Consider the following 19,714-nt stretch of genomic DNA (forward strand, 5'->3'; position numbering starts at 1 on the left):
CGGGAGCGCGAGGGTGCGGGAGCGGTATACAATGCCGCCACTTCATTGACCTGAGCGCTTGCCTTTCCACCCATGCCCGCCCCTTCTGCCTCCCTGCCCGCCGCGCTGGCGGACCTGATCCAGACCGCCCACCCCTCCTGGCACGCCGCCCTGCGTGCCGGGCTGCAAGCCATCGCCCAGGCTGATCCCGTCTACCTGGACGTGCTTGCCGGGGACAATTACCTGCCCACCGAAGGCCGCCTCTTCGCCGCCTTCCAGCAACCCATGGACCGCGTGCGTTATGTGCTGGTGGGCGAAGGCCCCTACCCGCGCGCGGCCAGCGCCACCGGGGTGTGCTTCATGGATGGGGCGGTCGGCTCGCTATGGTCGGAAAAGGGACTGTCCAAGCAGGTCAATCGCGCCACCTCGCTGCGCAATTTCATGAAGATGCTGCTGGTGGCCGATGGCCGCGTGCAGGCTGGACAGACCAGCGGCGATGCACTGGCGGGCATTGCCGCCCAGGCGCAGGCCGATGTGGCCGGCACCATCCAGACCCTGGCCGACCTGCAGGACAACCTGACGGCGCAAGGCTTCCTGCTGCTCAACGCCAGCCTGGTGTTCCGTACCCATGTCGCCCCGGTCAAGGACGCCAAGGCCTGGAAGCCCTTCTTCGAGACCGTGCTGCGGGCATTGGCCGAGCATGGCGCCAGCCAGGGCAAGACCCTGCCCACGCTAGTCCTGTGGGGCAAGATCGCCGAGCAGCTAGACAGTCTCCCGCTGGTACAGGCCTTCCCGCGCGCGGTGGCCGAGCATCCCTACAACCTGAGCTTCATCGAGCACAGCGGGATGCAGGCGCTGTTCGGCGCCATGCATCTGCTGGACAAGCGCCACTGACGCTACAGGACGTTTAGAACTCTTCCCAGTCGTCACCGCCGCTGCTCTTGGGGGCAGCCTTGGCCGGCGCCTTGGGTGCTGCGGCCGGTTTGGCGGCCAGCGCCGGGGCGGATGCAGGCGCCGGGGTCGCAGCGGCCTGCGCCGCCAGGGCCGGCTTGGCGGCTGGCTTGGCCTTCAGGGCAGGCGGCTTGGGCGTGACATTGACCGCCGCGCTGCGCGCCGACGGCGCTGCAGCGGCTGCCGGCGGGGCCGGTGGCGGGGTCATGGGGCGCGCCGCACCGCTCTCGTCGAGCTTGAATCCTGCCACTACCGCAGCCAGATGCGCTGCCTGCTCCTGCAGGGACTTGGCCGCTGCCGCCGCCTGTTCCACCAGCGCGGCATTCTGCTGCGTGGCTTCGTCCATGAGGTTCACCGCATTGCCGACCTCGGTGATACCGGAACTCTGTTCCTGGCTCGCTGCGCTGATCTCGCCGACGATGTCGGTCACCCGGCGCACGCTGGAGACCACCTCATCCATGGTCGATCCGGCCTGGGCCACCAGTTGGCTACCCGTCTCGACCTTCTGCACCGAGTCGTCGATGAGACCCTTGATCTCCTTGGCGGCGGTGGCCGAACGCTGGGCCAGCGAGCGCACTTCCGAGGCCACCACGGCGAATCCGCGGCCCTGCTCGCCGGCACGGGCCGCTTCCACCGCCGCATTCAAGGCCAGGATATTGGTCTGGAAGGCAATACCGTCGATGACGCTGATGATGTCCACGATCTTGCGCGAGGATTCATTGATGGAGCTCATCGTCTGCACCACCTGCCCCACCACCTGGCCGCCATGCACGGCCACGTCAGAGGCCGACACCGCCAACTGGTTGGCCTGGCGGGCATTGTCGGCATTCTGCTTCACGGTCGAGGTCAGTTCTTCCATGGCCGAGGCGGTTTCTTCGAGCGAGCCGGCCTGCTGCTCGGTACGGGCCGAGAGGTCCATGTTGCCGCTGGCGATCTCGCTGGAGGACACCTTCACCGATTCGGAAGCGCGGCGGATATCCAGCAGGGTGCGCGAAATCTTGTCGGCAAAATGATTGAAGGCGCGCGAAATCTGCGCCAGCTCATCCTTGCCGCTGGTATCGAGGCGGCGCGTGAGGTCGCCATCGCCCGAGGCGATCTCTTCCATGGCATTGCGCACCACGCCCAGGCGGCGCAGCAGACGGGTGATGGTATAGCTCAGCAGGATGGCCGAGGCGACGATGGCCAGCACCGCCAGGACCGTCGAGAGGGTCATCAGCGCGCCGATGGCGTGGGTGGCTTCGCGGTAATCCAGCGCCACCACCAGCGACCAGTCCGTGTTGGCGATGGGCTGGGTGAAGAGCAGGTAGCGTACGCCGCCGATGGTGGCGCTACCGCCCTGCTTCATGCCCGCCAGGGATTGCGCCGACAGGGTCTGGTCGAGCGAAGAGACCGGCTTCAAGGCCAGTTCCTTGTTGGGGTGGGTGATGATGATGCCATCCTTGCCCACGATGAAGGCAAAGCTCGATGGCGTGGGCTTAATGCCGGCCACGGTGCGCACCACGTTGTCGAGCTGCACGTCCGAGCCCAGCACGGCCTGCAGGTTGGACTTGTCGCCCACCGGTTCGGCAAAGGTGACCACCAGCTTGCCGGTGGTCGCATCCACGTAGGGTGCGGTCAGCACCGGCTTGCCCGCCTCGACGGCCTGCTTGTACCAGGGCCGGACGGTGGGATCGTAGCCGGCTGGCATGGGGTGCAGGGCCAGCATGCGCTTGTCCGGATAGCCGATGTAGGCGTCATCGAAGGAGCCAGCCTCCTGGGCGGCGGCCACGATGGGCAGCACATCGCTCTGCTTGAGGGCCTGCTTCATGGCGCCCGTGACGACGCGCTTGCTGCGCACCCATTCGCTGATGTTGGCAGCGTGACTTTCGGTGAGTTGCTGGGTCTGGCTGGAGATGGCTTCCAGCGTATCGCTGCGGACCGTGAAGATATTGGCCGCGCTAAGGATGATCATGGCCAGGGCCACGATCAGGACGCAAATGAAAATCAGGCGCGCGCGCAGTGATGACAACATGATGAACTCCCCTTGGTAGATGCTAGATCTAGATGCTGGCCTGAACGGCCGACCCCATGAATACTTCCCCGAAGAACAATATAACAGCGTCAGATGTCGCCAGAATGTCATTTTTATCGGACAGCAGGAAAGTCGTGCAACGCGATGGAAAGCGGGCCGTAAACGACAAATCCCCGCAAGGGCGGGGATGGGGAGCCGGGAATCTGGCGCCGGATCGTCAAGAGGATCGACGGCGCGCTGTCGGCGGGTGCTACTGGTACTACAGGGACGACAGCTACGACTGGCGCTGCCAGGGACGCTGGTGAAGCAGATGATGCAGATGATGCGATTGGCTGCGGCTTCTTGCCGCCTGCGGTTCCGACGATACGGAACCGGTCTCGTCATTGTTTTCCATCAGGCACATCGGGCCTGGACCTGCAATCAGGCTCGCCAATAGGCTCGCCAATCGGCTTGCCAATGAGGCTCGCTTCAGATCTGCGACTGCAGCTTCCAGACGGCGTGCAAGTGGCTGTTTTCCAGCTGGCGCAGACGGTTTTCCATCTCGACGTGATCGGTCACATCGGCGAAATAGGCGGCGTCTTGCAGGTCGGTCGCGTCGTTGCGCACCGGCTTCAAGGCGTGGGCGGCGATGACTTGCTGCACGGCAAACTTCACCAGCTCGACCAGCGAGCGCAAATTGTTAGAAAAACCGGCATCTTTTACCAATATACTCACGGAGTTCATGATCACTTCTTTCTGTTTGACGTTTCGGTGATTGAAGAATAAGGGCGGCCCAGCCTTTTGCAAAGCAACATTTTCCGACACCAATATAAGTTTTTCTTACATCATGCCTACCTTGCGGTCAGCGATCAGGTCCTTGGACTTCTCGCGGTAGTCGGTCATGTGCGGCAGGGTGAAGTGCAGGCGCAGCGCTTCTTCGTCCTTCCACTTCTCGACGAAGGCAAAGGTATCCGGCCCCATGGGCGCCTGGTTGGGACCGAAACCATCGACATCCACGACCAGGCCGTATTCGATGCAGCCAGCTTCGGCGCGCACGGCGGCCAGGTTGGCGCGGGCGATCGCCAGCAATTCTTCACGCTTGCCGGGCTTGGCGGTGATGATGGCGACGACGGTGATGGTGCTCATGCGGGTCTTCTCCTATGTTGGGTCAGCACCGCCGGGGCGGCGGCGCGGGCCACAAGCATACGCGATTTGACCGCACTCAGTTCAGGCGGATCTTTTCCAGCAACTGCGTGATGTTGTAGCGCATCAGGCTCAGGTAGTCCGGGGCCGGGCCATCAGCCTTGGACAAGGCATCGGCGTAGAGCTTGCCGCCCGGCGCCGTGCCGGCTTCGCGGGCGATCTGTTGCAGCAGCTTGGGGTTGCTCATGTTCTCGAAGAACAGGGCCTTGATCTTTTCAGTGCGGATCTGGCGGATCAGCGCGGCGATCTCGCGGGCGCTGGGTTCGCTGTCGGTCGAGACGCCCTGCGCAGCCAGGAAGCGGACCTGATAGCGCGCGCCGAAGTATTCGAAGGCGTCATGCGAGGTGATCACCTTGCGCTTGGCGTCGGGAATCTGGGCAAACTGGCGGGCCGCCCAGGCGTCCAGGTCCTGCAGCTTGGCGATGTAGGCGTCACCGTTCTTGCGATAGACCGCGGCGCCGGCCGGGTCCAGCTTGGCCAGGGCGGTCACGATGTTGCGGGTGTAGACGATCACGTTCTGCGGATTCTGCCAGGCATGCGGATCATCCTTGCCATGATGCTCATGGGCGCCGGCGTGGTCATGGCCATGCTCGTCCTCATCCTCACCCACGCGCTCGCGCGCCTTGATGCCGGCCGAGGCCACCACGATGGGACCGCGATAGTTGGCCGACTGCGCCAGCCGTTCCATCCAGCCTTCGAATCCCAGGCCGTTGACCACCACCAGACGGGCGCGCGAGACCGCCTTGATGTCGTCCGGGGCCGGCTGGAAGACGTGCGCATCCTCATCGGGGCCGACCAGGGTGGACACGGCAATGCGGTCACCGCCGACATTGGCGACCACGTCGCCCAGGATGCTGAAGCTGGCCAGCACGGGGATGCGTTCGGCAGCCGAGGCCGATACGTTCACTGCCAGGGCCAGTGCGGCCAGCAGCATGGAAAGAGGACGGAACAATTTCATGGGAACTCCGGGGAAGGAAGCAAGGAAATTCAGGCCTGCAGGTGCGGCCGGCGCAACAGGCGCGGCAACCAGCCGCGCGGGGCGAACAGCAGCGAGAGCACGTACAGCACACCGGCGCAGACGATGATCACCGGGCCCGACGGCACCGAGGCGTAATAGGAGACCAGCAGCCCGGCATACCCCGCCAGCGCAGCCTGGACCACGCTGTTGCACAGTTGCGCCGGCAGGCTGTCATGCCACAGGCGCGCCGACACGGCCGGCAGCATCATCAGCCCTACGGCCATGAGCGTGCCCAGGGTCTGGAAGGACGCCACCAGGTTCATCACCACCAGCATCAGGAACACCTGCTGGTAGATCGCCCCGCCGCTGCGCCCGCCGCCCACGGCCATGTAGGAAGGGTCGAAGCTCTCCAGCAGCAGGCCGCGGTACAGGGCCGCAATGCCCAGCACGCTGGCGCTGGCCACACCGGCGATGAGCACCAGCCCCTCGCTGTCCACGCCCAGCACGTTGCCAAAAAGGATGTGCAAGAGGTCCAGCTGGGTGCCGTGCCGCGAGATCAGGATCACGCCCAGCGCCAGCGCCACCACATAGATGGCGGCCAGGCTGGCGTCTTCCTTGAGTTCGGTATGGCGGCTGATCCAGCCAGCCACCGCCACCACCAGCACCCCGGCGGCAAACCCGCCAATGGACAGCGCCGGCAGCGACAGACCGAAGAAGATGAAGCCCACCGCCACCCCGGGCAAGACCGCATGGCTCAGCGCCTCGCCGAACAGGCTCATGCGGCGCAGCGTCAGCAGCACGCCCAGCGGCGCACTGCCCAGCGCCAGGGCGAAGGCAGCCACCAGGGCGCGCCGCATGAAGGAAAATTCCTGGAAGGGTTCGACCGCAAGCTGGTGCATCAACGACAACAGGCTCATTGCAGGCCTCCCTTGCCAACCTGAGCGTGCTCATGGGCTGGGAGATGAGCATGGACGTGCTCATGCGGCTGCGACAGCGCCAGCACATCGGCTTCGCTGACCTCGCACACACCGGCCTGCTCGTCCACGGCCTCGGCCATGGCGCGGGCGCGCTGCAGGTTTTCCTCGCACATCACCTCGGCGGTCTGGCCCCACGCCACCACGTGGCGCGCCAGCAGCAGGGTCTGGGGGAAGGCGCGGCGCACCTGGTCATGGTCGTGCAGCACAGCGATGACGGTGCGGCGCTCGGCGTGCCAGGCCGAGATGATGCGCAGCAGGTCGCCGGTGGTGCGGGAATCGATGGCATTGAAGGGTTCATCCAGCAGGATCACCTCGGCATCCTGCAACAGGATGCGAGCAAACAGCACGCGCTGGAACTGGCCCACCGACAGGCTGGCCACCGGACGCCCGGAAAAACCGTCCAGCCCCACCGCGGCCAGGGCCTGGCGTGCGCGCGCGCACATGGCGGCGTCGATGCCGCCCCAATTGCCCTTGGCCTGCCAATAGCCCAGCAGCACGCAATCCAGCACCGAGATGGGGAAGCTGCGATCGATCTCGGCCTGCTGTGGCAGGTAGGCGATGCGGCGCGCATCCACATGCGTCAGCACCCGCCCGTCATTGCAGCGGACCAGCCCGAGCATGCTCTTGAGCAGGGTGCTCTTGCCGGCGCCATTGGGCCCGACGACGGCGGTCAGCGAACCGCGCTCGAAAGCGCCGTTGACGTGGTGCAGGGCCGGATGGCGACGGTAGCTGACGGTGAGATTCTCCAGGGAAATGGCCGCGTTCATGCCCCCTCCCCCAGCGCCCAGGCCACGCCCAGCCACAACACCAGCACCACCGGCAAGACCACCAGTACGCGCTGCCACCATGGGCTGGCGAGCACGCCCTGCTTCAACAGAAAACGAGAAAGAACCGACACGGCGGGAAACCTGAAAGAATGGGACATGAGATAGACACAAGGCCAACATGGCCGCCCCGTCATCTGGCGCAACCGGCGCAGCGCCTGGCGGACACCCAAGGCTTACGCAACCCTGTTGCAGAAACGGGGAAAGTGGGCATTATAATGCAACGCTGTTGCAGAATGTAACAAGACTGATTTTTTGTCGCCAGCGGGTTCACAATGCCGCTGAGATATCTGCCCTTTCCGTCATCCACAAGCATAAGAAAGCCGACCATGCCCCGTTTGTCCGCCCTGCCCCTGCTGCTTCTCTCCCTGGCCAGCCTGCCCGCACTGGCTGCCGACGACGCCCATGACCACCACGGCAACCATCCCGCCCATGTCCACGGCGTGGGCAAGCTGGACGTGGCGCTGGAAGGCAATACCCTGACCCTGCACCTGGACACGCCGCTGGTCAATGTGGTCGGTTTCGAGCATGCCGCCAGCAGCGGCAAGGACAAGGACACCGTGCGCGCCGCCGCCCGTACGCTGCGTGAAGTCAACCGCATCTTTGCCACCGACGCCGCCGCCCAGTGCAAGTCGGCCGAGATCCAGCTGGAATCGGCTGTGCTGCCGCCGGCCCTGCTGGGCGAAAAAACACCCGCCAGCGTGCAGGACGCCCCCCAGGACGGCCATGCCGACCTCGACGGCGACTTCACCCTGGTCTGCGCCAGCCCGGGCGCGCTGACCACGCTGGATCTCAACGGCCTGTTCAGCGCCTTCCCCGGCTTCCAGCGCATCGATGTGCAACTGGCCACACCCAAGAAGCAAGGCGCGCTGCAGCTCACACCCGGCAATGCGCAGATCCCCCTGAACTGATCGCACACCTGCCCAGGCCGGCCTGACCCGCGTCAGGCCGCCGACAGCCTGCCCGGCTATCATCAGACGCCCACAGCTTCCCCATCGCCTCGCTTGCCCTCATGAATTCCTCGCCCCCTGCCGCCATCGATCTGCGTGACCTGCAGTTCACCTGGCCCAGCCAGCCCCATCCCGCCCTGAGCTTGAGCAGCCTGCGCATTGGCGCTGGCGAACATGTCTTCATCAGCGGACCCAGCGGCAGCGGCAAGAGCACGCTGCTGGCGGCCATCGGCGGCATCATCCTGCCCCAGCGCGGCAGCGTCGAGGTACTGGGCCAGCCCCTGCACGCCATGCCGTCGCGGCAGCGTGACCGCTTCCGGGTGGACCATCTCGGCTTCATCTTCCAGCAGTTCAACCTGTTGCCCTATCTGTCCATCCTCGACAACGTCTTGCTGCCCTGCCAGTTCTCGGCCTATCGCAAGCAGCGCGCGCTCCAGCAAGGCGCGAGCCTCACCGCCGCCGCCCAGGCCCTGCTGGCGGCGCTGGACCTGGCGCCAGCGCTGTGGCAACGCCCGGTCACGCAGCTCTCCATCGGCCAGCAGCAACGGGTGGCGGCAGCGCGAGCGCTGATCGGGCGACCCGAGATCATCGTGGCCGATGAGCCGACCTCGGCGCTGGACAGCGACCGCCAGCAAGGCTTCCTCGACCTGCTGCAACAGGAATGCGCCCAGAGCGGCGCGGCGCTGGTCTTCGTCAGCCACGACCTGCGCCTGGCAGAGCGTTTCGACCGCCGCGTGGCGCTGGAACAGATCAACGAAGCCGCCCGCGCCGGGGAGGCCGCATGAAGATCCTGCTGCGCCTGGCCGCGCGAAGCGCCTGGAACCGCCGCTTCACCCTGGGCCTGATGCTGGTGGCCATCGCCCTGTCCACCACCATGCTGCTGGGCATAGAACGGGTGCGCCATGAGGTGCGCGCCGGCTTTTCACAATCGGTGTCCGGCACCGACCTGGTGGTGGGCGCGCGCACTAGCCCTATCCAGCTGATGCTGTACGCCATCTTCCGCATCGGCGGGGCCACCAACAACATGGGCTGGGACAGCGCCCAGGCGCTGGCGCGCAACCCCGCCGTGGCCTGGACCATCCCGATCTCGCTGGGCGACTCGCACCGGGGCTTCCCGGTGCTGGCCACCAATGGCGACTACTTCACCCACTTCCGCTACGGCAGCAACCAGCCACTGCGGCTGGCCCAGGGCCATCCCATGGCCGGCGTCTTCGACGCCGTGCTGGGTGCCGACGTGGCCGACAAGCTGCACTACCGCCTGGGCGACATCATCATCCTCTCGCATGGCATGGGCGGGATGAGCCTGACCCAGCATGCCGACAAGCCTTTCCGGGTGGTCGGCATCCTGGCGCGCACCGGCACGCCCGTGGACCGCACGGTACACATCGGGCTGGACGGCATGCAGGCCATCCACCTCGACTGGGAAGGCGGGGCACCCCTGCCGGGCGTGCATATCCCGGCCGAATTCGTGAAGAAGTTCAACCTCACCCCCACCAGCATCACTGCTGTGCTGGTGGGCCTCAAGAGCCGCGCACGGGTGTTTGCCCTGCAGCGCGAGATCGCCGACGGCCAGGGCTACAAGGAACCGCTGATGGCCGTGCTGCCGGGCGTGGCGCTGGACCAGCTGTGGGACGTGGTGGGCATCGGCGAAAATGCGCTGCTGGTGGTATCGGGCATGGTGGTGGTGGTCGGTCTGGCAGGACTGGTGGCGGCCATTCTGGCCAGCCTGGGCGAGCGGCGGCGCGAACTGGCGATCCTGCGCTCGGTGGGTGCGCGTCCGCTGGATGTGCTGCTGCTGCTCTGTATCGAAGGCCTGGGCGTAATGCTGGCCGGCGTGGCCAGTGGCCTGCTCCTGTTGAGCCTGCTGGTGTGGACGCTGGGGCCGCTGCTGGCCGAGCAGTTCGGCATCGCCCTGCAGCCTGCCTGGCCAGCCGCAGGCGAATTACAATTGCTGCTCTGGACCATACTGGCCGGGCTGGTGGCCAGCCTGCTGCCAGCGTTGCGGGCCTACCGCCTGAGCCTGTCGGATGGGCTGACGCCGAGAATTTGACGTGGAAGTAATGCTATGAAGACTCTTTACTGGATCGGCGGCATCGCCGCCGCCGGCCTGCTGGTGGGCAGCGGTGTGCGCCTGCTGGCCCATTCCGATGCCCAGGCCGCACCGGCTGCCGCCGCGCCGGCTCCGCACGCCGCAGCCCCCGGCGCACCACTGGCCGGCGCGGTACCGGCGGTCACCGCCCGCGCCGACGCTGGCAGCACCGTGCCGGGCGTGGCGGCGGCCACCAATGGCCAGTACCAGGTGGGCGACCAGCTCAAGCAAAGCCCGGCAGTGACGGACAAGCCCTACCAGGCCTCCGGCAAGATGGTCAACGGCTACCAGGAAATCGCCTGGGAAGCGCTGATCCCCAAGGACTGGGACCCGATGGCGCCCTTCAAGGGACTCAAGCTGGACCAGTTGACCGACGACGATCCCCGCGCCGACGCCGCCCTGTGGAAGGCCAAGAAATACTGGAAGGATGCGCCGGTAGACGCCAGCATGGAAGGCAAGCCGGTGCGCCTGCCGGGCTTCGTCGTCTCGCTGGACCGCGAGGGCGAGGCGCTCAAGGAATTCCTGCTGGTGCCCTATTTCGGCGCTTGCATCCACGTGCCGCCGCCGCCGGCCAACCAGATCATCCACGTGCGCAGCGCCAAGGCCGTCAAGAACGTGCGCACCATGGATGCGGTGTGGATCAGCGGGGTGTTGAAGGTGGAGCGCTCCGACTCTTCCATGGGGGCTTCCAGCTACAGCATGAAGGCCGTCAGCGTGGAACCCTATACCGCCCCCGACAACGGCTGAACCGGTTTATCCCCACTTTTGCCCCGCCCTCGCGCGGGCGGGCGCGAACCCTGCCCTTATCCACATTTTTCGGGGGCAAGCTTGTGGACAACGGCTTGACAAGCCAGCCAAGCCGTTGATTTCAAAGTCTTTTCCCAAACCGCCACAGGGGCGCGCAAGTGCTCGGCAGCCGCACCGCCGCCGCCATGATCACGGCACTTATCCCAGATCATGGTCAGGATATCCACATTTTTTGGTAGCAAGCCTGTGGAGAAACGCTGGGTAAGCAGGCCAAGGCATTGATTCAAAAGGAAATTCCATTTCCGCACCTCGGACGGGCAAAAAACAGGCAGGAACCACCACGGCCCCTCCTGACAAGGGCTGACGAACTATCCACATTTTCTGGTGGCAAGCCTGTGGAGAACGTCTTGACAAGCTCATCAAGGCATTGATTCCAAACAACTTTTCATTTCCGCTTCGACCATGGGCAACACCCTGCCAAGCATGTGCCGCCGCTACGGGAATGGCGCAAATGCCACCGCGACAACGGCCTGCTGGCCACTATCCACATGTTTTGGTGGCAAGGCTGTGGACAAGCGCTGGACAAGGGAGATAAGCCCTTGATTTCACGGGCGTTTACCCTTGCGACACTTTAGCGGGCAGGCAAACATGGCGAGCCGGCCCTGGAAGCGCCCAGGTCCGCTCTGCGGCGGATATCCACATCTTTTGGTGGCAAGCCTGTGGAAAAGCGCTGGAAAAGCCAGCCAAGTGCTTGAATAGAAAAGGAAATTGGAAATCTGACACAGACTGGGCAGCGCCAGGAGAAGCGCTCGCAAGCAGCCAGCAAGAGAGAGACATACGCACCCCGCGCCGCGCACCGACCAGGCTTGCGCCAGTCGGGAAGGGAGGACCGCAGCTTCCACTACGTGTGCGTACTGCCGGGTTACAACGCCACTGGCCGGCGTGGGCGTGAAGAGAACCGGGAAAAAAGGCCTGCGACGCGCTCGCATCGCAGGCCAAACATCTGCAACAGGTTACAGAGGAGACGGGATGAAGTCTAACGGCGACTTGTTACGCCGACGTGACATCAGCGAGGCCAGTACCTCCTCGACTACTCACACCGGGCGGCTGATCCGCCATCACGCTGGATCGGCGCACCACACCGCCAACTCATACCCGTCGGGATCGATGAAATGAAAGCGCTTGCCGCCCGGGAAGGAGAAGGTCGCACGGCTGATGCGCGCACCGGCGGCGAGGAGCTTGCGCTGGACGTCCTCCAGATCATCCGCATACAGGATCACCAGCGGACCGCCCGGCCTGACCGGCTCACCAGTGGTGAAGCCGCCTGCCAGGCGACCATCCTGGAACTCGGTATAGGTCGGGCCGTAGTCCACGAAGCGCCAGCCGAACACGGCGCCGTAAAACGCCTTGCTGCGCTCAATGTCGGCCACGTTGAATTCGATGTTGTCGATGCGCAGATGCCTGCCTTGGTCGGTCATTGTCGTTGTCCTATACGATGAAAAAAAGCAGTTGGTACTGCATCCAGGAGTCATCGTCTGCATAACTTCCGTCGCACATACTGTCGCCTCCCGATGACATCGGAAAATTTCGAGAAACTCTCGTCAGAGCGGCGCATGTCATGACATCGTCATATCCGCGCACTATGATCCGAATCCTAGTGCGGTACATGCAACCGATATGCATGATCGTACGGTGTGTTGGACATACGTCCAGCACACCCTCCCTTCGGAGGCCTTCGCCTCACACCTTCCCCAGATGAAATTTCCCGCTGCAAGCGCGCCTTACCAGACGCCGTCAATGGCCGTGGGCTGCAGGCTGATGCGCGAGACCTCGCCGTCCGCGCCCTGCAAGGCCAGGTCATCCGGCATGGCCTTGGGCGGCTTGCGGAACCATTCCTGGCAGAGCTGGGACAGATTGGTCAGGGCCTTCTTGGCCATGAACTGCTGCAGCAGTTCGCGCGTGAGCGCAAGGTCGGGAGCCAGGTAGAAGTCTCCCGGCACGCTCAGGGCCTGCACGCCCGAGCACATGCGCCCCAGATCCTTCTGGAACATGCGGCGCGGCACTGGCAAGGGATGCCCCGCCGAGCTCAGCAATTCCTGGAACAAGGGGGCCATGAAATCGATGGCATAGCCATCGCACTGCACCCAGGCATGGAAGGCGTCCTTGTCGCTGGCCACGCTCTGGCCGTCTTCGGCGAGCGTGCCGAAGGACAAGGCGCCGGCGCGGTCGGGATGGATGAGATAGAAGGCCGCGCCAGCCACCGGAAAGGCGTTGCGCTTGTAGAACTTCTTGAGGATCTGCGCGGCGGTGACGGAAAAGAAGAAACTGGCGGCCGGGATATCCGCTTCCACGCTATGCAGCACAGAATGGATGACGCGGAAGATGCGTTGGTAATCGGCCAGGGGAATCAAGGGGCGCAGGTTCTGCGCAGGGGAATGAGAGATTTGCATGGCGCAATTTTCTCACGAAAAAGAACGGGCAAGCCGCTTGGCCGCTTCACGGGGGCGTCGACTGCCCGCTCCCGACACGTGACGCGCGCTTTGGAACAAAAGCGGCCTCACGACTTGCCGTTCCACCACCCTCAAGAGATTTTTACTGCGACTGCCACTTCACTTGCTGCTCTGCTACGGTACTGCACCTGCAACTGCACACTTCTCCTGCACAGACTGCTTCACTGCACGACTGCAACTTCTACAATTTCTACCACGACTGCATCATTGCCACTTCTGCTGCGTGCTACGGTACAACCCCCTACTTCCTTGCAACTTGCAACTTGCTACTCGCAACTCCCCACTTCCCCACTCCCACTTCACTTCCCCTACTACTCCCCACCCAGCTTTCCCCCAGGCATGTCATCCTGCTTGCGGACGCTCTCCATGAAGCAGTTGCAATCCACATCGTGATACTGTGCGCAATGTTGCAGCGACGGACGGGTCAGGCCGCTGTCGAACAGCGAGCGGTTTTCGGCCTCGACGCTGGCATACACCATTGCAGCCTTGGCGGTAGCGTGCTGATCGCGCGGGCCCACCGCATCCAGCGACACTTCCATCTGGCCCCACTCGCGGTCGGTGCGTACGAAGAGGTACATCAGCACGGTGCAGAACACCAGATAACTGATGAACATCAGGGTGATTTCACCCGGGACGGAATCGGTGACGAAATGCATGGCAATACTCCTGGCAAGATCAGCATGAGGGTCTTGCGAGCATGTCGGGATTTGCCTTCCACCTGGCTTCCGACGCCACAGACCGTGTTTCGATGGTTCCCATCTTAGGCAGTGGCGGGCCGCGCGAACATCGGGGAATTCCTGATCCTGGCGACGCCGTCCAAGTTTGGCAACACCACGCCAGCTCTGCCGTAGTGCCTCACCATGAGGATGGTTAGTCACATGAATGGAACGTAACTTCGCTGCCTCGACAGACAAAAAAGAAACCCGCCAGGCTTGCGCAAGGCGGGTTCAAGCTCGAAGCGTTCCCAGTCCGGGAAGTCTGAGGAGACGCTCCCACTGTAACGTGGCTTGCCTACCTCGTGAAGGAAGCAATCGTCATTCGCTTATATGCAGTCGGAATAAGCGGGACGGCCACGGCGATGCGCCCTCCTCACTCTCCCTGCAACGGCATCCAGCGCTCCACCAGCCGCGTCCAGTAGGCCGCGCCGATGGGAATGTTGGCGTCATTGAAATCATAGCCGGCGTTGTGCAGCATGGGCTTGCCCTGGCCATTGCCGACCCGCAGGAAGCAACCCGGACGTTGCTGCAGGAAGTAGGCAAAGTCCTCGCTGCCGGCAATCGGACCGAAGGGGGCGATCACCTTCTCCGGCCCCACCAGTTCCTCGGCCACGCTGCGGGCAAAGTCGGTCTCGGCATCGCTGTTGACCAGCACCGGATAGCCACGCAGGTAATCGATCTCGGCCTGCGCGCCATAGCTCTGGGCATGCGTGCTGACCAGCGCACGGATGCGCTGCTCCAGCAATTCACGCACCTCGGGCTTGAAGGAACGCACGCTCAGTTCCATCGTCGCGAATTCGGGAATCACATTGGAGGCCTTGCCGGCATGGAGACTACCCACGGTGACCACGGCGCTGTCCATCGGATCGATATTGCGCGAGACCACCGTCTGCAAGGCCATCACCAGGCTGGCGGCGACCACCACCGGGTCCACCGACAGGTGCGGGCGGGCGGCGTGGCTGCCGCGTCCGGTGATGCGGATCTTGACGGTATCGCAGGCCGCCATGAAGGGGCCGCTCCTGAACATGAAGGTGCCGGCTTCCACGCCCGGATGATTGTGGATGCCGAACACGGCCTCGCAGGGAAAGCGTTCGAACAAGCCATCGGCCAGCATCTTTTGCGCACCGCTGTCGAAGCCGGCTTCTTCGGCCGGCTGGAAGATCAGGTTCAGCGTGCCATCGAAGCGGCGGGTCCGGGCCAGATGGCGGGCCGCCCCCAGCAACATGGCGGTATGGCCATCATGGCCGCAGGCATGCATGGCGCCGGGATTGACGCTGGCCCAGTCCAGGCCGGTCTCTTCCTGGATCGGCAAGGCGTCCATGTCGGCGCGCAGGCCGATGCTGCGCGCACTGCTGCCAGCGCGCAGCGTCGCGACCAGGCCATTGCCGCCGATGTGACGGGTGACGGCATAGCCCCATTGCTCCAGGCGTTGCGCCACCAGCGCGGCGGTATCGACTTCCTCGAAGGAGAGCTCGGGATGCTGGTGCAAGTGGCGACGAATGCCGGTGATCTCGTCCTGGATGTCGTGCAGGTCGCTGACCTCGCACAGGCGGCTTGGATGCGCGTGACTCATGCCTGCCCCGCCAGCGCTTGGCGGCGCGCCAGTACGGCAGCACCCTGCTCGGCCAGGTCCCAGAACAGCCCGGCCATCACTTGCAGCGACTCGCGCGAGACACTGGCCAGGATGTGTTCATTGGGGGCGTGCTGCGAGCAGGCCGGATAGGAATGCGGCACCCACAGGGTGGGCAGGCCCAGCGTCTCGGAGAACACATCGTTGGGCAGCGAGCCGCCCAGGTTGGGCAAGAGCGTAGGTTCCTTGCCGCTGGTCTCCTGCATGGAGGCCAGGCCCCAGCGCACCCATTCATCATCGGGATCGAGGCGGGTGGCGGCGAACTGCACGCCGGACAGGCTGACTTCGATATCGTCGTAGCCATGTTCGTCCAGGTGGGCGCGGATGTGCTCGATGAAATGGGCATCATCGCTGCCCACCACGAAGCGGATCTGGCAATGCGCGCTGGCCTGGCCGGGGATGGCGTTGACGGGCGCTTCCGGATTGCCGGTCTTGAAGGCCAGCACTTCCAGCGTATTCCAGGCGAAGACGCGCTCGGCGGGGGTGAGGTCGGGTTCGCCCCAATCCGCATCGATCTCAGGATCAGTCGGGCCGCCGCCCAGCTTGACCTTGGCCAAGGCCTTGCGCACGCTCTGCGGCAGCGCGGACGGCAGCAGCGCCGGCACCCGGATCGCGCCGCGCTCATCGACCAGGCAGGCGATGGCATTGGCCAGGCGCACGCCGGGATTACGCAGCAAGCCGCCCCAGTTGCCGGAGTGATGGCCGCCATCGCGCAGATGGCACTTCAGGTCGAAATTGCAGCCGCCGCGCGAGCCGAGGAACATGGTCGGCGTGGGCGCATTCACACGCGGGCCGTCGGAGGCGATGAAGAGATCGGCCTTGAGCCGCTCGGCGTATTGCTGGCAGACCGCGTTCAGGCCGGGTGAGCCGGTCTCCTCGCCCATTTCCAGGATCAGCTTGACGTTGTAGCCCAGGCGGCCGCCGCGCACCTTCATCACTTCTTCCAGCGCAGCGAAGTTGATGGTGTGCTGGGCCTTGTTGTCGGCAATGCCGCGCCCGTACCAGCGCTCCCCTTCGACCACGATCTCCCAGGGTGACAGGCCGGCGCGCCATTGCTTGTCATAGCCGCGCACGACGTCGCCATGGCCGTAGGTGAGCACGGTGAAGGCGGCATCGGCTTCGATGCGTTCGGCGATCAGGAAGGGGCTGCCCTCGGGCAGCGGATTGTCGACCACCTCGCAGGTGAAACCCAGTGCCTGCAGGTAGGGCGTGATTTCCTGGTGCAGGTAATCGTAGAGGATGGGACGGCTGGCCGGCTCCTGGCTTTCGGTGCGGATGGCCACACGGCGCTTCAAGGTCTCCATGAAACGGCCGTCGTCGAAGTAGGCTTCCACACCGGCGATGGCTTGTGCTCTGCTCATGCTGCTGCTCCTGGTTGATGGGGGGTAAGTGATTCAGGCGGCGGCCAGCGCCGGGATGCCCCGTCCCGGATCGGGCGTGAGGGCAGAAGCCAGCAACATGCGCGTATAGGGATGCTGGGGCTCGCTGAAGATCTGCGCGCGGCTCTGCAGCTCGACGATGCTGCCCTGGTTCATCACGGCCACGCGGTCCACCAGGTGTTCCACCACGCCCAGGTCGTGGCTGATGAAGAGATAGGTCAGGCCGAACTCGGCCTTCAGGTCCAGCAGCAGGTTCAGGATCTGCGCCTGCACCGACACGTCCAGCGCCGAGGTCGGCTCGTCGCAGATGAGGATGTCGGGACGCAGGATCAGCGCCCGGGCAATAGCCACCCGCTGGCGCTGGCCGCCGGAGAGCTGGTTGGGATACTGGGCATGGGTGCGTTCGGGCATGCCCACCAGATCGAGGATGTCCTTGACCTGGCGGCTGCGTTGGGCGGCATTGCCGACGCCATGGAGCTTCAACGGCAGGCCGACGATCTCGGCCACGGTCTTGCGTGGATTGAGCGAGGAATACGGGTCCTGGAAGATGGGCTGGATGTGGCGCGCATGCGCTTTACGCTCGGTGGGATCGACTTCCTGGCCATTGATGAGCACATTGCCCGAGGTGGGCGGCAACAGGCCCAGCAGCATCTTGGCCAGGGTGCTCTTGCCACAGCCGGATTCGCCCACCAGCCCGAGCGTCTCGCCACGGTACAGGCGCAACGACACGTCATTGACCGCCTTGAGTCGCCCGGGGGGCTGGAACAATCCACGCTTGAGCGGATAGACCTTGGTCAGCGCACACAGCTCCAGGGCGATATCGTCCAGCGGTACCGGCTCTTGATGGGAATTGCTCATGCTGCCACCTCCATCGCATCAACTGCATCCGTCGCTGCATCCAGTTTGAGGCAGCGCGCCTCGTGCGCAGCAGTCGCACTGCCTTGCTGCACCATCTGCGGGTCACGTTCACAGCCGCTGTCGGCCTTGGCGCAGCGGTTACGGAAGGCGCAGCCGCTGACCTGGCCCACCAGGCTGGGCACCACGCCGGGAATGGCTTGCAGGTGACTGCCCGGCAGCGTCTTGCCGCGCACCGGGATGCAATTGAGCAGCCCCTGCGTATAGGGATGGCGCGGCTGGGCGAAGAGTTGCGCGACGTCGGTGGTTTCCACCACCTGCCCCGCATACATCACCGCCACCCGGTCAGCGATGCGCGAGACCACGCCGAGGTCGTGGGTGATGAAGATGACGGCGGTGCCGAATTCCTGCTGCAGCTCGCGGATCATGCGCAGGATCTGCGCCTGGATGGTCACGTCCAGTGCGGTGGTCGGTTCATCGGCGATGATCAGGTCGGGATGGCACATGAGCGACATGGCGATCATCACACGCTGGCGCAGCCCGCCCGAGAGCTGGTGCGGATACTGGCGCAGGCGGTCTTCGGCATTGCCGATGCCGGTGCGATGCAACAGGTACAGCGCCCGCTCGCGCGCTTCGGCACGGCTCACACCGGGTTGCTGCAGCATCGCCTCGCACAGCTGGTTGCCCAGCGTATAGGAGGGATTGAGCGAGGTCATCGGTTCCTGGAAGATCATCGCCATGCGCTTGCCGCGCAGTTGCATCAACTGCTTCTCGCGCATGCCATGCAGATCGACGCCATCGAAGAGGATGTGGTCGGCGCTGCACTGCGCCTTGCGCGGCAGCAGCCCCATCAAGGCCAGCGAGGTCATGGACTTGCCGCAGCCCGACTCGCCCACCAGGCACAGCATCTCGCCCCTGCGCACCTGGAAATCGATGCCGCGCACGGCGTGCAGCATGCCGTTTTCGGTGGGCAGGTCCACCTTCAGGTTCTTCACGTCCAGCAATACGCTCATGGTGCTCTCCTACGAAGCGGTTCAGTTGCGGCCATCGGGCGCGTTGACATCGCGCAGGCCATCGCCGACCAGGTTGATCGCCAGCACCAGCAGGGCCAGCGCCACACCCGGGATGACGATCACCCAGGGCTTGAAGAACATGTAGGTCTTGCCCTCGGCGACCATCAGGCCCCAGGAAGGCGTGGGCGGCTGCACGCCCAGCCCGAGGAAGGACAGCGTGGCCTCCAGCAGGATGGCGTGGGCCATTTCCAGCGTCACCACCACGATCAGCGCCCCCATGATGTTGGGCAGGATTTCGCGCAGCAGGATGTAGGGCGTGGACGCGCCGATGGCCTTGGCGGCGGCGATGAATTCGGCGTCCCGCAACTGCTGCGTGGCCGAGCGCGTCACCACGGCGAAGCGGTCCCACAGCAACAGCCCCAGCAACACGATCACCACCTTGAGCGAACCGCCCACCAGCGAGGCCATGGCCAGCGCCACCAGCACCACCGGCATGGCCAGGCGCGTGGTGATGAGGTAGCTGATGACGGCATCGGTACGTCCGCCAAAGTAGCCGGCCAGCACCCCCAGGGTGGTGCCGATCAGCCCCGAGATCAGGGCGGCGGCGATGCCGATGGTCAGCGACACCCGCGCGCCATAGATCAGCCGCGAGAGATAGTCGCGGCCCAGCTTGTCGGTGCCGAGAATATGCTCCCAACTGCCTTGCGCCTGCCAGACCGGCGGAATCAGACGCGCCGTCACATCCTGGTCGAAGGGATCATGCGGGGCCAGCAAGGGCGCAAAAAGGGCCGCCAGCACGATCACCGCCAGCACGGCTGCGCCGATCATCAGGCCGCGATGGCCGAGCAGGCGGCGCAGCTTGCGGCGCCAGGCAGGCAGCGGCGGCAGCGCGCCCTGCAACAAGGGAGTGGGGGGCATGGTGGTGGTGGTCGCGCTCATGGGG

The 19,714-nt window shown here is 64.7% G+C and carries 20 protein-coding genes; 5 read left to right on the forward strand and 15 right to left on the reverse strand.

Annotation, left to right across the window (positions count from 1 at the left end):
* Window positions 1-72: 72 nt before the first annotated feature.
* Entirely contained in the window at window positions 73-873 is an 801-nt protein-coding gene (locus tag BGK68_RS23025; RefSeq protein ID WP_075258974.1) for a uracil-DNA glycosylase family protein, read from the forward strand.
* Window positions 874-886: 13 nt separating this feature from the next.
* Here the strand turns inward: BGK68_RS23025 and BGK68_RS23030 are convergent, their stop codons facing one another.
* The 7 genes from BGK68_RS23030 to BGK68_RS28560 form a co-directional block, all read right to left on the reverse strand.
* Entirely contained in the window at window positions 887-2,941 is a 2,055-nt protein-coding gene (locus BGK68_RS23030; RefSeq protein ID WP_075258975.1) for a methyl-accepting chemotaxis protein, read from the reverse strand.
* Window positions 2,942-3,409: 468 nt separating this feature from the next.
* Entirely contained in the window at window positions 3,410-3,664 is a 255-nt protein-coding gene (locus BGK68_RS23035; RefSeq protein ID WP_216665938.1) for a hypothetical protein, read from the reverse strand.
* Window positions 3,665-3,760: 96 nt separating this feature from the next.
* Window positions 3,761-4,066, reverse strand: a complete 306-nt coding sequence (locus BGK68_RS23040) for a putative quinol monooxygenase (protein WP_075258976.1) — start codon at window positions 4,064-4,066, stop codon at window positions 3,761-3,763.
* Window positions 4,067-4,142: 76 nt separating this feature from the next.
* Window positions 4,143-5,081: a metal ABC transporter substrate-binding protein gene (locus BGK68_RS23045; RefSeq protein WP_075258977.1), complete on the reverse strand. Its 939-nt coding sequence runs from the start codon at window positions 5,079-5,081 to the stop codon at window positions 4,143-4,145.
* Between the two features lie 29 nt (window positions 5,082-5,110).
* The gene (locus BGK68_RS23050; protein ID WP_075258978.1) at window positions 5,111-5,998 is read right to left on the reverse strand and encodes a metal ABC transporter permease; all 888 of its coding nucleotides are present in this window, start codon (window positions 5,996-5,998) and stop codon (window positions 5,111-5,113) included.
* Window positions 5,995-6,825, reverse strand: a complete 831-nt coding sequence (locus BGK68_RS23055; protein ID WP_075258979.1) for a metal ABC transporter ATP-binding protein — start codon at window positions 6,823-6,825, stop codon at window positions 5,995-5,997. The genes BGK68_RS23050 and BGK68_RS23055 overlap by 4 nt, the downstream gene beginning before the upstream one ends.
* Complete coding sequence (locus BGK68_RS28560) at window positions 6,822-6,956, reverse strand: hypothetical protein (RefSeq protein ID WP_257785537.1); 135 nt, start codon at window positions 6,954-6,956, stop codon at window positions 6,822-6,824. Before BGK68_RS28560 ends, BGK68_RS23055 begins: the two co-directional genes overlap by 4 nt.
* 255 nt (window positions 6,957-7,211) lie before the next feature.
* Here BGK68_RS28560 and BGK68_RS23060 point away from each other — a divergent pair, with 255 nt between their 5' ends.
* The 4 genes from BGK68_RS23060 (at window position 7,212) to BGK68_RS23075 (ending at window position 10,668) form a co-directional block, all read left to right on the forward strand.
* On the forward strand, window positions 7,212-7,793 hold the full coding sequence (locus BGK68_RS23060) for a DUF2796 domain-containing protein (protein WP_075258980.1): 582 nt from the start codon (window positions 7,212-7,214) through the stop codon (window positions 7,791-7,793).
* A 101-nt stretch (window positions 7,794-7,894) separates the two neighbouring features.
* On the forward strand, window positions 7,895-8,617 hold the full coding sequence (locus BGK68_RS23065; protein ID WP_075258981.1) for an ABC transporter ATP-binding protein: 723 nt from the start codon (window positions 7,895-7,897) through the stop codon (window positions 8,615-8,617).
* Entirely contained in the window at window positions 8,614-9,882 is a 1,269-nt protein-coding gene (locus BGK68_RS23070) for an ABC transporter permease (RefSeq protein ID WP_075258982.1), read from the forward strand. Before BGK68_RS23065 ends, BGK68_RS23070 begins: the two co-directional genes overlap by 4 nt.
* Window positions 9,883-9,897: 15 nt before the next feature.
* Window positions 9,898-10,668 (forward strand): DUF3299 domain-containing protein, encoded by a 771-nt coding sequence (locus BGK68_RS23075; RefSeq protein WP_075258983.1) that lies wholly within the window; start codon window positions 9,898-9,900, stop codon window positions 10,666-10,668.
* A gap of 1,118 nt (window positions 10,669-11,786) precedes the next feature.
* On the opposite strand, the gene BGK68_RS23080 is transcribed toward BGK68_RS23075, so the two are convergent.
* The 8 genes from BGK68_RS23080 to BGK68_RS23115 form a co-directional block, all read right to left on the reverse strand.
* Complete coding sequence (locus tag BGK68_RS23080) at window positions 11,787-12,146, reverse strand: VOC family protein (protein ID WP_075258984.1); 360 nt, start codon at window positions 12,144-12,146, stop codon at window positions 11,787-11,789.
* Between the two features lie 303 nt (window positions 12,147-12,449).
* The gene (locus BGK68_RS23085) at window positions 12,450-13,118 is read right to left on the reverse strand and encodes a DUF2026 family protein (protein ID WP_075258985.1); all 669 of its coding nucleotides are present in this window, start codon (window positions 13,116-13,118) and stop codon (window positions 12,450-12,452) included.
* 371 nt (window positions 13,119-13,489) lie between these two features.
* Window positions 13,490-13,834 (reverse strand): hypothetical protein, encoded by a 345-nt coding sequence (locus BGK68_RS23090; RefSeq protein WP_075258986.1) that lies wholly within the window; start codon window positions 13,832-13,834, stop codon window positions 13,490-13,492.
* A gap of 433 nt (window positions 13,835-14,267) precedes the next feature.
* Window positions 14,268-15,467: a M20 aminoacylase family protein gene (locus BGK68_RS23095; protein ID WP_075258987.1), complete on the reverse strand. Its 1,200-nt coding sequence runs from the start codon at window positions 15,465-15,467 to the stop codon at window positions 14,268-14,270.
* Complete coding sequence (locus BGK68_RS23100; protein WP_075258988.1) at window positions 15,464-16,885, reverse strand: M20 family metallopeptidase; 1,422 nt, start codon at window positions 16,883-16,885, stop codon at window positions 15,464-15,466. The genes BGK68_RS23095 and BGK68_RS23100 overlap by 4 nt, the downstream gene beginning before the upstream one ends.
* 33 nt (window positions 16,886-16,918) lie before the next feature.
* Complete coding sequence (locus tag BGK68_RS23105) at window positions 16,919-17,761, reverse strand: ATP-binding cassette domain-containing protein (protein ID WP_075258989.1); 843 nt, start codon at window positions 17,759-17,761, stop codon at window positions 16,919-16,921.
* Window positions 17,758-18,771, reverse strand: a complete 1,014-nt coding sequence (locus BGK68_RS23110; protein ID WP_075258990.1) for an ABC transporter ATP-binding protein — start codon at window positions 18,769-18,771, stop codon at window positions 17,758-17,760. The genes BGK68_RS23105 and BGK68_RS23110 overlap by 4 nt, the downstream gene beginning before the upstream one ends.
* A gap of 21 nt (window positions 18,772-18,792) precedes the next feature.
* On the reverse strand, window positions 18,793-19,710 hold the full coding sequence (locus BGK68_RS23115; RefSeq protein ID WP_075258991.1) for an ABC transporter permease: 918 nt from the start codon (window positions 19,708-19,710) through the stop codon (window positions 18,793-18,795).
* Between the last annotated feature and the right edge of the window lie 4 nt (window positions 19,711-19,714).

The sequence above is a fragment of the Herbaspirillum camelliae genome (assembly GCF_001929405.1).
Taxonomy (GTDB): Bacteria; Pseudomonadota; Gammaproteobacteria; order Burkholderiales; family Burkholderiaceae_D; genus Herbaspirillum; species Herbaspirillum seropedicae.